The following is an 11,284-nucleotide window of genomic DNA, read 5'->3' on the forward strand; positions in this document are numbered from 1 at the left end:
AATGCCGCGGCCGTGACTCCGCCGCCCCGATGAGTGCCTTGCCCGATTTCAGTCTGCCGCTCTTGGTCGTCGACGACGATGCGGCCGTGCGCAGCGCGCTGCGGCTGCTCCTCAAGAGCGAAGGCTGGCGCTGTGAGCTGGCCGAGTCGCCCGAGCAGGCCCTGGCCTTGCTGGGGTCGGCCGAGTACGGCCTGCTCCTGGCCGACCTCAACTACGCCCGCGACACCACCTCGGGCCAGGAAGGCCTGGACCTGATCGCACGGGCGCGTGCCCTCGATGCCCAGCTGCCCATCGTCGCCATGACGGCCTGGGGCAGCGTGCCCCTGGTGGTGCAGGCCTTGCAGGGCGGCGCCAACGATTTCATCGAGAAGCCCTGGGACAACACCCGCCTGGCCGGCATCGTCCGCACCCAGCTGGCCCTGGGCGAGAGCCAGCGCCGCGCCCAACGCCTGGCGGCCGAGAACGCGCTCTTGCAGGCCCAAGGTGGCGAGCGCCCCTGGATCGGCCGCTCGGCGCCCATGCAGGCCTTGATGGCCCAGGTGGCGGCCGTGGCTCCGGCCGATGTGAACCTGCTGATCCGGGGCGAGAACGGCAGCGGCAAGAGCCAGTTGGCCCAGGCCATCCACCGCCAATCGGCGCGCGCGGCCGGGCCCTTCATCAGCGTCAATATGGGCGCCATCCCCGAGAGCTTGTTTGAGAGCGAGATGTTCGGCCACGAGAAAGGCGCTTTCACCGACGCGCGCCAGGCTCGCATCGGCCGCTTCGAGCTGGCCGATGGCGGCACCTTGTTCCTGGACGAGATCGGCAGCATCCCGCTGGCCCAGCAGGCCAAGCTGCTGCAGGTGCTGGAGGGCGGGCAGTTCGAGCGCCTGGGCTCGGCCCGCCCGCGCCGCGCCAACGTGCGCCTGATCGCCGCCAGCAATGCCGATCTGGACGCCATGGTCGAGCAGGGCCTGTTCCGCCGCGACCTGCTCTACCGCATCAACAGCGTGCAGCTGACCCTGCCGCCGCTGCGCGAGCGCGGGGCGGACATCCTCGATCTGGCCACTCACTACCTGGCGGACTGCGGCCGGCGCTACCAGCGGCCGGCCAAACGCTTGGGAGATGCGGCACAGGCCGCCTTGCTGGCGCATGCCTGGCCGGGCAATGTGCGCGAGCTGGCCCATTGCATGGAACGCGTCAGCCTGCTGGCGCCGGCCGAGCAGATCACGCCGGGCGACCTGGGCTTGAGCGCCGCCGCCGCGACAGTTCCGGCGCACACCGCGCTGCCGGCCGAGCTGACGTTGGAAGAGGCCGAGAAGCTGCTGATCCGCACTGCCCTGCGTCGCCATGGCGGCAATGCCCTGCACGCCGCGCAGGCCCTGGGCCTGAGCCGCTCGGCCTTCTACCGCCGCCTGGAAAAGTACCAGCTGTGAGCGCTGCGAACGAGCCCGCCAAGCCTGGGCTGGCCCTGGCGGTCGACCGCGGCTTTGCCGGCCGGCTGCGCCGCGCGGCCCTGCTGGGCGGCGCACCGGCCTGGGCTCTGGCCTGCCTGCTGGTCTGGCAGCAGCCCTGGCTGATCTATCCCAAGCTGCTCTGCATCGCCCTGTGCAGCCTGGGCTGGCTCGGCACCGCCGCCTGGCTGCATGCGCGGGCCGAGCACCAAAGGCGCCTGCTCGGCCATGTGATCGAGGCCATGGCCAACGGCGACTACAGCCAGCGCCTGCGTCTGCAGGGCGGATCGGCAGAGCCCGACGCGCTGGCCACCCAGCTCAATGCCCTGGTCGACAGCCTGCACCAGCAGCGCCTGCAATCCCTGGCCGCCGAGCGCCTGGCCGAGAACGTGCTGCAGACCCTGGATGTGGCGGTGTTTGCCTTCGATGCCCAGGAGCGCCTGCAACTGGCCAACCCCAGTGCCTTGGGCCTGCTGCGGCGCGCGCGCGAACATGCCCTGGGCCGCAGCGCCGCCGAGCTGGGCCTGGACGAGCTCTTGCGCGCCGACCCCGAGGCCTTGCGCGAGCAGGTTTTTCCCGGCGCCGCCGGCCTGTGGCGGCTGCGCCAGCATCGCTACGAGGTCGAGGGTCAGGCGCGCCGCCTGCTCTTCGTCAGCGATCTGAAACAGGTTTTGCGCAGCGAGGAGCTGCAGGCCTGGCAGCGCCTGCTGCGTGTGCTCAGCCACGAGGTCAACAACTCGCTGGCGCCGATTGCCAGCCTCAGCGACACCTTGCGGCGGCGCCTGGACGCCCTGGGCCCGGGCGCAATCCTGCCCCCGGACGACTGGCGCGCCGAGCAGGCCGAAGCCCTGGGCCTGATCGAGGAGCGCGCCCGCCATCTGGCCGATTTCGTGCGCCGCCATGCCCAGCTGGCCCGGCCCCTGGAGCCGCGCATGCAGCGCTTTGACCTGCTGGCCCTGCTGCGCCGCCTGCCGGCCTTGCTGCCCCAGGCCCAGCTGACGCTGGAATTCGACGGCATCTCGCCCGACGCTGGCCTGGATTTCTATGGCGACCCGGGGCTGCTGGAGCAGCTCTTCATCAATCTGCTGAAAAACGGCATCGAAGCCGGCGGCGCGCCGCTGCTGTTGCGCCTGAAGCTGCGCCTGCAGGCCGAGCCGCTGCAGATCAGCCTGCTGGACCGCGGCTGCGGCCTGGCCAACCCGGCCAATCTCTTTGTGCCCTACTACACGACCAAACCCCAGGGCAGCGGCATCGGCCTGGTGCTGGCCCGCCAGATTGCCGAATGCCACCAGGGCAGCTTGCAACTGCTGCCGCGCAGCGACGGACCGGGCTGCCAGGCCCTGCTGCGCTTCGCCCGCTCCCAGGGCTGAGGCCGGGCAAACCCTTGTGGGACAATTCGGCCATGCAAATTTCCGCCCCCTGTGTGGTCTCCCTGAGCTGGAGACTCGAAGACGCCCAAGGTCAGCTGATCGACGAACTGGCCGAGCCGCTGGAGTTTTTCTACGGCGGCAGCGATCTGTTCGCCAAGGTCGAAGAAGCCCTGGCCGGTCAGGAAACCGGCTTTGAAGCGGCTGTGGCCCTGGAGCCCGAGCACGCCTTCGGCGATTACGACTCCAACCTGGTCTGCTTTGAATCCCGCAGCCTCTTCCCCGATGGCGTGGAAGCGGGCATGCAGATCGAAGGCCTGCCCGAAGGTGCCGTCACCGAAGACATGCCCGACGGCCTGATCTTCACCGTGACTGAAACCTACCCCGAGCATGTGGTGCTGGACGGCAACCACCCGCTGGCCGGCGTGGGCCTGCGCATGTACATCAAGGTGCGCGATGTGCGCGAGGCCACGGCCGAGGAAATCGAGGCCGGCAGCCTGGGTGAAGCGGTGTTCAGCGTCGGCATGGCCGGCGCGCCGGACGGCGAACCGCTGCACTGAGCCCGACCGGGCCGCGCGCGGCCTCAGTAATGAGGTGGCAGTTCGTCGCGCAAGCTGCGAAAGGCCGGCCCGCCGGCATCGGCCGCCGGGCGCTCGCGCAAGGCCAGCACTTCGCGGGTCAGCGCGTCGATCTGCTGTTGCTGCCGCACGATCACCTGGTTGAGTTGCTCGACCAGGTCTTCGGTGAACGAGGCCTTGATCTCCAGATCGACCAGGCGGTTCTCGAAATTCTGCAAAGAGGTGTCCATGCCGTGATTGGAACACCGACTCCCCGGGCCTGAGGCCGCTTTGACCCCTGCCTACAATCTCACGACCATGTCGATCTCCAGCCACCCGCCCATCCTCAACATCTCGGCCTACAAGTTCGTGCCTCTGCCGGACTGCGCCGAGCTGCGCGAGCAACTGCTGGCCCACGCGCAAGACCTGGCCCTCAAGGGCACGGTGCTGCTGGCGGAAGAAGGCATCAATCTCTTTCTGGCCGGCCCGGGCGAAGCCGTTCACGCCTGGGTGAATGCCCTGCGCCAGGACGCGCGCTTTGCCGACCTGGCCCCCAAGGAAAGCTGGAGCGAAGCGGTGCCCTTCAAGAAGCTGCTGGTCAAGGTGAAGCCGGAGATCATCCGCATGAACCACCCGACCATCCGCCCGGATCAGCAAGCGCGTGCGCCGGCCCTGCCCGCCGCCACCCTGGCCCGCTGGCTGGACCAGGGCCATGACGACGAAGGCCGGCCGGTCGTGACCCTGGACACGCGCAATGCTTTCGAGGTGGATTACGGCACTTTCGAGGGCGCGATCGACTGGCGCATCAGCAAGTTCAGCGAGTTCCCCGAGGCCGTGCAGGCGCACCGCGAGGAGCTGATGGGCAAGACCGTGGTCAGCTTTTGCACCGGCGGCATCCGCTGCGAGAAGGCCGCCATCTATCTGCAGCAGCAAGACCTGGACGGCCCGGTCTATCAGCTCGAAGGCGGCATCCTCAAGTACTTTGAGGAAACCGGCGGCCCGCATTACCAGGGCAGCTGCTTTGTCTTTGACCAGCGCGAGGCCCTGGGCGCCGCGCTGGAGCCGGCCACTGAGATCCAGCGCCCGGCCAGCGAGGCCCACCGCGCACCGGCCAGCCGCTGAAGAGGCATGAGCCTGCGAACACCTGGCCCGGCCGAGCTGGCACCGACCCCAAGCGCTGCACAGCGCCTGGCGGCCTGGGGCCTGCGCGTGTTCGGTGCCCTGCTGTTCATCGCCGCCCTGCTCTTCGGCGCCAGCAAGGCGCCCGACCGCAGCCTGGAAAGCCTGGTGCCGCAATGGGCGCCACCGCCCTCGGATTTCATCGAGCTGGGCGGCCAGCCCATCCACCTCCGCGACCAGGGCCCGGCCGCCGACCCGACACCCATCCTGCTGCTGCATGGCACCAGCAGCAGCCTGCACACCTGGGAGGGCTGGGTGAAGGCGCTCAGCCGCGAGCGCCGCGTCATCAGCGTGGACCTGCCGGGCTTCGGCCTCAGCGGCCCCAGCCCCAGCGGCGACTACCGCGACGCGGCCTATCAGAAGTTCCTCGCGGCCCTGCTCGACCACCTGAAGCTCGAGCGCGTCATCCTCGGCGGCAATTCCCTGGGCGGGCAGATCGCCTGGCAGTTCGCGGCCGCACAGCCGCAACGGGTGGCTGCCCTGATCCTGGTGGATGCCGCCGGCTACCCCTTGGCACCGCGCGATGTGCCGCTGGCCTGGCGGGTCAGCGCCCTGCCCCTGATCGGGCCGTTGAGCGACCACCTGCTGCCGCGCAAGCTGGTCGAGTTCAGCCTGCGCCAGGTCTACGGCCAGCCCGAGCGGGTCAGCGCGCCGCTGGTGGACCGTTACTTTGAGCTGACGCTGCGGGCCGGCAATCGCACCGCCCTGCGCCAGCGCCTGGCCCAGTGGGGCGGTGGCGACCAGGCCGGCCTGATCTCGAAGCTGCGCCTGCCCACCTTGATTCTGTGGGGCGAACACGACCGCCTGCTGCCCCCCAGCGACGGCCAGGCCTTCGCCCGAGACATCGCCGGCAGCCGCCTGGTGCTGCTGCCGGGCCTGGGCCATGTGCCCCAGGAAGAAGACCCCGCCGCCTCGCTAAAGCCGGTGCTCGAGTTCTTGCATACGCTCAAACCCTAGGTAGCAAGCGATGCGAAGCAATGCAAGATCAACCCTTCCCTTTTTGAACCCTCTAGGAGAGGCCATGCAAAAACGCCAACTGATTGCCCTGAGCACCTTCATCGCCCTGGCTTGCGGCTCGTTCGCCGCCCAAGCCCAAGCCCCGGACTGGAAAAAGATCCGCATCGGTGTGGAAGGCGCCTACCCCCCCTTCTCTGAAGTGGGTGCCGACGGAAAGCTCAAGGGCTTCGAGATCGACCTGGCTCTGGCCTACTGCGCCGAAATCAAGGCCGAGTGCACCCTGGTGCAGCAAGACTTCGACGGCCTGATCCCGGCCCTGCAAGCGCGCAAGGTCGACGCCATCATCGCCTCGGTCTCCATCACCGACGAGCGCAAGAAGACCATCGCCTTCTCCAACGCCTACTACAACACCCCGGCCCGCTTCGCCGCCAAGGCCGACGCCAAGCTGGACGTCTCGCCCGCTGGCCTCAAGGGCAAGAAGATCGGTGTGCAGCGCGCCACCATCCATGAAAAGTTCGTGGACGCCACCTTCAAGCAAAGCCAGATCGTGCGCTACGCCTCGCAAGACCAGGCCTTCCTGGACCTGAAGTCGGGCCGCATCGACCTGACCTTGGCCGACCTGGTCGCCATCGACCAAGGTTTCCTGGCCAAGCCCGAAGGCAAGGGTTTCGCCTTCGTCGGCCCCAGCTATGACGATGTGAAGTACTTCGGCGTGGGCTCGGGCGTGGGCATGCGCAAGGCCGATGCCGCCACCCTGGGCAAGAAGTTCAACGACGCGATTGCCGCCGTGGCCGCCAACGGCACCTTCAAGAAGCTCAACGACAAGTACTTCTCGTACGACATCGCCCCCAAGAAGTAAGCCCGAAGTAAAAGGCAACGTTTTCGATGTTCCTGCATGGCTTTCTGAACAGCCTGCTGGAGGGAGCCGGGGTCACGCTGAGCGTGGCCCTGGCCTCTTTGGCGATGGCCATGGCCCTGGGTTTGCTGGGCGCCATCGCCAAGCTCTCCAAATTCCGCTTCGCACGCGGTTTGGCCTACCTCTACACCACGCTGATCCGCGGCGTGCCCGATCTGGTGCTGATGCTGCTGATCTTTTACGGCGGCCAGGTGGCCGTGAACGAGATCGCCCTCAGGCTGGGCCATGAGGAATACATCGACATCAACCCCTATGTCGCCGGGGTGCTGACCATCGGTTTCATCTTCGGCGCCTACCTGACCGAGGCCTTCCGCGGCGCCTTTCTGGCCGTGCCGCCGGGGCAGCGCGAGGCCGGCCTGGCCTACGGCCTGAGCGGCTGGCAGATCGCCTGGCGCATCACCCTGCCGCAGATGTTCCGCCATGCCCTGCCGGGTCTGTCCAACAACTGGCTGGTGCTGATCAAGAGCACCGCCATCGTCTCGGTGATCGGCCTGTCCGACCTGATGACGCGCGGCCAGCAAGCGGCCGGCTCGACCCGCGAGCCCTTTGTCTTCTACCTGGCCGTGGCCCTGATCTACCTGAGTTTCACCAGCCTCTCGGAGCTGATCTTCAACTGGCTGGAAAAGCGCTTCTCCATCGGTGTGCGCAAGGGGACGCTGTGAACCTCGAAGCGATTCAAGAAAACCTGCCGCTCTATTTCAGCGGCGCTCTGGCCACCTTTGAACTGCTGGTGATTTCACTGCTGCTGGGCCTGCTGATCGCCGTGCCCCTGGGTGTGCTGCGCAGCCTGCGCGGTAGCTGGATCTCGCGCTTGATCTGGGTCTATACCTATGTGTTCCGCGGCACGCCCATGCTGGTGCAGCTGTTCCTGATCTATTACGGCCTGGCTCAGTTCGAGGCGGTGCGCGAGAGCTTTGCCTGGCCCTGGCTGAGTTCGGCCTGGTTCTGCGCCTGCCTGAGCTTTGTGCTCAACACCGGCGCCTACACCACCGAAATCATCGCCGGCAGCATCCGTGCCCTGCCCGCCGGTGAAATCGAAGCGGCCAAGTCGCTGGGCATGAGCCGCTGGGTGATGTTCCGCCGCATCGTCCTGCCCTCGGCCCTGCGCCGCTCGCTGCCAGCCTACAGCAATGAGGCGATCTTCATGCTGCACGGCACCTCGCTGGCCAGCATCGTCACCATCATGGACCTGACCGGCGCGGCGCGCCAGGTCAACTCGACCTACTACATCCCCTTCGAGGCCTTCATCACCGCCGCGGTCTTCTACTTCCTGATGACCTTGAGCCTGGTGGCCTTGTTCCACAAGGCCGAGGCGCGCTGGCTCAAACCCCTGATGCCGCGCTGACCCCCGAACCCGACGACGCCTTCCCATGCAGATCCAGACCCATCCCCTGATTTCCCCGGCCCCGGGCACGCAGCGCGAGCTGATCTCCATCCACTACGGCCAGCCGGCTGGCGAGCGCATCGGCCAGAAGGCCTACATCCAGGCCTCGCTCCATGCCGATGAACTGCCCGGCATGCTGGTGGCCCACCACCTGCGCAAGAAGCTCGATGTGCTGCAGGCCGCCGGCCGCATCACCGGCGAGGTGATCCTGGTGCCCATGGCCAACCCCATCGGCCTGTCGCAGCAGATGCTGTACATGCACATGGGTCGCTTCGAGACCACCACGGGCGAGAACTTCAACCGCCACTACCCCGACCAGATCGAGGCCACGGCCCAGGCGGCGGAAAGCCAGCTGAGCCAGGACGCCGACCACAACACCCGTGTGCTGCGCCGCGAGCTGAAAAAAGCCGTGGCCGCCGCGCCGGTGGACACGGAACTGCAGTCCCTGCGCCGCACCCTGATGAGCCTGAGCTGCGACGCCGACATCGTGCTCGACCTGCACTGCGACGCCCAGGCCGTGATGCACCTCTACACCGAGACGCCTTGCTGGCCCGAGTGCGAGGTGCTGGCCCGTTTCATCCGCTCGCGCGTGACCCTGCTGGCCCAGGAGAGCGGCGATTCGCCCTTCGACGAAGCCTGCTCGCAGACCTGGTGGAAATGGGCGAAGCGCTTCGAGGGCCAGTTCCCGATCAAGCAGGCCTGCCTGTCGGTCACCGTCGAGCTGCGCGGCGCGGCCGATGTCGAGCACGCCCTGGCCGAGGCCGATGCGCAGAACATCATCGATTTCCTGATCTACCGCGGCCTGATCAGCGGCGACAAGCCCGCCCTGCCCGAGGCCGTGGGCGACGCCCGCCCGCTGGCCGGCAGCATGCCGATCAAGGCCCCGGTGGCGGGCGCCCTGACCTTTTTGCGCGAGCCTGGCGAGACCGTGGCGGCCGGCGATGTGCTGGCCCATGTGATCGACCCGATCAGCAATGCCGTGACCGAGCTCAAGAGCCCGGTGGACGGCCTGCTCTTCGCACGCGATTTCGTGCGCTTCGCGCCGGCCGGCATGCGCGTGGCCAAGGTGGCCGGCCTGCAGGCCCTGCGCACCGGCAAGCTGCTGGGCGCCTGAGAACCAAGAAACTCCCCGAGATGTCCACCGTGCCCGATACCCAGACCGCCAGCCTCATCGTCGACAACCTGCACAAGCGCTACGGCGAACGTGAGGTGCTGAAAGGCGTGTCCCTGTCCGCCAAAAAGGGCGATGTGATCACCCTGATCGGCTCCTCCGGTTCCGGCAAGAGCACCTTTCTGCGCTGCCTGAACCTGCTGGAGCAGCCCTACGAGGGCCGCCTGTCCCTGCGCGGCGAAGAGCTCAAGCTGGTGCGCGACCGCGACGGCAGCCTCAAGGCGGCCGATGCCAAGCAGCTGCAGCTCTGGCGCGCGCGCCTGGCCATGGTGTTCCAGAACTTCAACCTCTGGGCCCATCGCACGGTGCTGGAGAACGTGATCGAAGCGCCGGTCCATGTGTTGGGCGTGCCCAAGGCCGAGGCCATCGCCAAGGCCGAGGCCTTGCTGGCCCGCGTGGGTGTCTCGCACCGCAAAGATGTCTACCCGGCCCAGCTCTCGGGCGGCGAGCAGCAACGCGTGGCCATCGCCCGCGCCCTGGCGGTCGAGCCCGAGGTGATGCTGTTCGACGAGCCGACCTCGGCCCTCGACCCCGAGCTGGTCGGCGAGGTGCTCAAGGTCATGCGCGATCTGGCGGCCGAAGGCCGCACCATGATTGTGGTGACCCACGAGATGGGTTTTGCGCGCGAGGTGTCCAACTACACCTTGTTCCTGCACCAGGGCAAGGTCGAGGAAGAAGGCAGCCCGCGCGAGGTGCTGAGCAAGCCCAACAGCCAGCGCCTGCAGCAGTTCCTCAGCGGCGGTTTGAAGTAAGACAGCCCGGGGCGCTCAGGCGCCCGAGGCTTCATCGCGCAGCACCTCCAGCACGTCCGAGTGGAACTCGCGCTGGTAGAGCACATAGATCACGCCCACCGTCGCGCCCATCAGGGCCAGGGGTGAGAAGAACCAGGCGATGGCCGCAAAGCTCAGGTAGTAGGCGCGCAGGCCGTCGTTGAAGGTCTCGGCCGCCAGGCCCATGACCCTTCCGGCGCGCTGGGCAAAGGCCTCGCGCGACAGCCCGCCTTTTTCGAACTGCTCGGCCTCGGGCGCCGCACCCACCAGCAGGGCGCCAAAGGTGTACTGGCGCATGCTCCAGGTGAAGCGGAAAAAGGCGTAGACGAAGATGGCCGTCAGCAGCACCAGCTTCATCTCGAACACCAAGTCCGAGGTGCGGGCCGCAAACGGCAGCTCGCGCACCAGCTCGGTGGCCTTGTCGCCTGCGCCCAGCACGGCCAGCAGGCCGCCGATGATCAGGATGGTGGTCGAGGCAAAGAAGGACGGGCTGGTGGACAGGTTCTGCACCACCACCCCGTCGATCACCCGCACCTCGCGGTAGGTGACCTGCATCATCCAGCGCGTGCGCTCGCGGTTGGTGGCGGCCAGCAGCGAGCCATGGAACTGCGACTGGCGCTTGGCAAACACGGCATAGCCGATCCAGCCGGCAAAGAACACGAACAGCGCCAACCAATCGATCAGCGGCAGCAGGGACAGGGCGGAAAACAAGGTCTTCATGGCCTCGACTTTAGAGGCATTGGCGGGCGCGCATCGCCGAAAAAACGCATGAGCACGCGCGCCGCCAACGCAGGGTCAGGGCGCCAGATCGAAGACCAGCACCTCGGCGTCCTGCCCTTGCGCCAGACGCACGGCATCTTCACCGCGCAGCTGCAGCGCATCACCGCCCTGCAGGCTCTGGCCATTGACGTTCAAGCTGCCGCGGATCAGGTGCACATAGGCGATGCGCCCCGGCTGCAGCGGCAGCTCGGCCTGCTCAGGCCCATCAAACAAGCCGGCATAGAGCTGGGCATTGGCGTGGATGAAGACCGCATCCGCACCGGCCTCGCCCGAGGCCACCAGGCGCAGGCGGCCGCGCTTCTCCTCGGTCGCGAAATGCCGCTGCTCGTAGCTGGGCGCCACACCGCGCTGGTTGGGTTCGATCCAGATCTGCAGAAAATGCGTGCTCTGGCCCTCGGCATGGTTGAACTCGCTGTGGCGCACGCCGCTGCCGGCGCTCATGCGCTGCACATCGCCGGGGCGGATCACGCCGTCGTGGCCGCTGCCACCAGGGGCGCCATTGCCCATGCTGTCCTGGTGGGCCAGCTCGCCCGAGAGCACATAACTGATGATTTCCATGTCGCGGTGACCATGGGTGCCGAAGCCGGTGCCGGCGGCGATGCGGTCTTCGTTGATCACGCGCAGATCGCCAAAACCCATGCGGCTGGGGTCGTAGTAATCGGCGAAAGAAAAGCTGTGGAACGACTTCAGCCAGCCATGGTCGGCAAAGCCGCGTTCAGACGATTTGATCAGTTCAAGCATGTCTTTCTCCTGTTGGGGCGCGCCATCGG

The 11,284-nt window shown here is 67.4% G+C and carries 13 protein-coding genes; 10 read left to right on the top strand and 3 right to left on the bottom strand.

The genetic code is table 11. From position 1 onward, the window contains the following. The first annotated feature begins 29 nt into the window (after positions 1–29). From OOB33_RS18305 to OOB33_RS18315, 3 genes are read left to right on the top strand one after another with little or no spacing between them, the layout of a single operon-like run. Positions 30–1,415: a sigma-54-dependent transcriptional regulator gene (locus tag OOB33_RS18305; RefSeq protein WP_271009711.1), complete on the top strand. Its 1,386-nt coding sequence runs from the start codon at positions 30–32 to the stop codon at positions 1,413–1,415. Then, a complete protein-coding gene (locus OOB33_RS18310) occupies positions 1,412–2,803 on the top strand; it encodes a sensor histidine kinase (RefSeq protein ID WP_271009712.1) in 1,392 nt (463 codons plus the stop codon). Before OOB33_RS18305 ends, OOB33_RS18310 begins: the two co-directional genes overlap by 4 nt. A 32-nt stretch (positions 2,804–2,835) precedes the next feature. After that, a complete protein-coding gene (locus OOB33_RS18315) occupies positions 2,836–3,360 on the top strand; it encodes an FKBP-type peptidyl-prolyl cis-trans isomerase (protein WP_102769485.1) in 525 nt (174 codons plus the stop codon). Between the two features lie 23 nt (positions 3,361–3,383). Here OOB33_RS18315 and OOB33_RS18320 read toward each other — a convergent pair whose 3' ends face one another. Continuing rightward, positions 3,384–3,608: a SlyX family protein gene (locus OOB33_RS18320; protein WP_102767014.1), complete on the bottom strand. Its 225-nt coding sequence runs from the start codon at positions 3,606–3,608 to the stop codon at positions 3,384–3,386. A 67-nt stretch (positions 3,609–3,675) separates the two neighbouring features. On the opposite strand from OOB33_RS18320, the gene OOB33_RS18325 reads away from it, so the two are divergent. The 7 genes from OOB33_RS18325 (at position 3,676) to OOB33_RS18355 (ending at position 9,716) form a co-directional block, all read left to right on the top strand. Next, positions 3,676–4,479: a sulfurtransferase gene (locus OOB33_RS18325; protein WP_171827992.1), complete on the top strand. Its 804-nt coding sequence runs from the start codon at positions 3,676–3,678 to the stop codon at positions 4,477–4,479. Positions 4,480–4,485: 6 nt separating this feature from the next. Then, positions 4,486–5,493, top strand: a complete 1,008-nt coding sequence (locus tag OOB33_RS18330) for an alpha/beta fold hydrolase (protein WP_271009713.1) — start codon at positions 4,486–4,488, stop codon at positions 5,491–5,493. Positions 5,494–5,557: 64 nt separating this feature from the next. Further along, positions 5,558–6,352, top strand: a complete 795-nt coding sequence (locus OOB33_RS18335) for an ABC transporter substrate-binding protein (protein ID WP_102767016.1) — start codon at positions 5,558–5,560, stop codon at positions 6,350–6,352. 26 nt (positions 6,353–6,378) lie between these two features. Further along, a complete protein-coding gene (locus tag OOB33_RS18340) occupies positions 6,379–7,071 on the top strand; it encodes an ABC transporter permease (RefSeq protein WP_271009714.1) in 693 nt (230 codons plus the stop codon). Beyond that, on the top strand, positions 7,068–7,754 hold the full coding sequence (locus OOB33_RS18345) for an ABC transporter permease (RefSeq protein WP_271009715.1): 687 nt from the start codon (positions 7,068–7,070) through the stop codon (positions 7,752–7,754). Before OOB33_RS18340 ends, OOB33_RS18345 begins: the two co-directional genes overlap by 4 nt. A 25-nt stretch (positions 7,755–7,779) precedes the next feature. Continuing rightward, positions 7,780–8,907 (top strand): succinylglutamate desuccinylase/aspartoacylase family protein, encoded by a 1,128-nt coding sequence (locus OOB33_RS18350; protein ID WP_271009716.1) that lies wholly within the window; start codon positions 7,780–7,782, stop codon positions 8,905–8,907. 20 nt (positions 8,908–8,927) lie between these two features. Then, a complete protein-coding gene (locus tag OOB33_RS18355) occupies positions 8,928–9,716 on the top strand; it encodes an ABC transporter ATP-binding protein (protein WP_442953022.1) in 789 nt (262 codons plus the stop codon). A gap of 15 nt (positions 9,717–9,731) precedes the next feature. On the opposite strand, the gene OOB33_RS18360 is transcribed toward OOB33_RS18355, so the two are convergent. Both OOB33_RS18360 and OOB33_RS18365 read right to left on the bottom strand, forming a co-directional pair. Continuing rightward, the gene (locus OOB33_RS18360; RefSeq protein WP_102767021.1) at positions 9,732–10,454 is read right to left on the bottom strand and encodes a DUF599 domain-containing protein; all 723 of its coding nucleotides are present in this window, start codon (positions 10,452–10,454) and stop codon (positions 9,732–9,734) included. 75 nt (positions 10,455–10,529) lie between these two features. After that, a complete protein-coding gene (locus OOB33_RS18365; protein WP_102767022.1) occupies positions 10,530–11,255 on the bottom strand; it encodes a pirin family protein in 726 nt (241 codons plus the stop codon). Positions 11,256–11,284 lie beyond the last annotated feature (29 nt).

The sequence above is a fragment of the Paucibacter sp. B51 genome (assembly GCF_027863535.1).
Classification (GTDB): domain Bacteria; phylum Pseudomonadota; class Gammaproteobacteria; order Burkholderiales; family Burkholderiaceae_C; genus Paucibacter_A; species Paucibacter_A aquatilis.

Coding starts and splice junctions, on each gene's coding strand:
- OOB33_RS18355 (WP_442953022.1), top strand. CDS start 8,928: ATGTCCACCGTGCCCGATACCCAGACCGCCAGCCTCATCGTCGACAAC.
- OOB33_RS18340 (WP_271009714.1), top strand. CDS start 6,379: ATGTTCCTGCATGGCTTTCTGAACAGCCTGCTGGAGGGAGCCGGGGTC.
- OOB33_RS18365 (WP_102767022.1), bottom strand. CDS start 11,255: ATGCTTGAACTGATCAAATCGTCTGAACGCGGCTTTGCCGACCATGGC.
- OOB33_RS18350 (WP_271009716.1), top strand. CDS start 7,780: ATGCAGATCCAGACCCATCCCCTGATTTCCCCGGCCCCGGGCACGCAG.
- OOB33_RS18305 (WP_271009711.1), top strand. CDS start 30: ATGAGTGCCTTGCCCGATTTCAGTCTGCCGCTCTTGGTCGTCGACGAC.
- OOB33_RS18335 (WP_102767016.1), top strand. CDS start 5,558: ATGCAAAAACGCCAACTGATTGCCCTGAGCACCTTCATCGCCCTGGCT.
- OOB33_RS18360 (WP_102767021.1), bottom strand. CDS start 10,454: ATGAAGACCTTGTTTTCCGCCCTGTCCCTGCTGCCGCTGATCGATTGG.
- OOB33_RS18330 (WP_271009713.1), top strand. CDS start 4,486: ATGAGCCTGCGAACACCTGGCCCGGCCGAGCTGGCACCGACCCCAAGC.
- OOB33_RS18325 (WP_171827992.1), top strand. CDS start 3,676: ATGTCGATCTCCAGCCACCCGCCCATCCTCAACATCTCGGCCTACAAG.
- OOB33_RS18320 (WP_102767014.1), bottom strand. CDS start 3,608: ATGGACACCTCTTTGCAGAATTTCGAGAACCGCCTGGTCGATCTGGAG.
- OOB33_RS18315 (WP_102769485.1), top strand. CDS start 2,836: ATGCAAATTTCCGCCCCCTGTGTGGTCTCCCTGAGCTGGAGACTCGAA.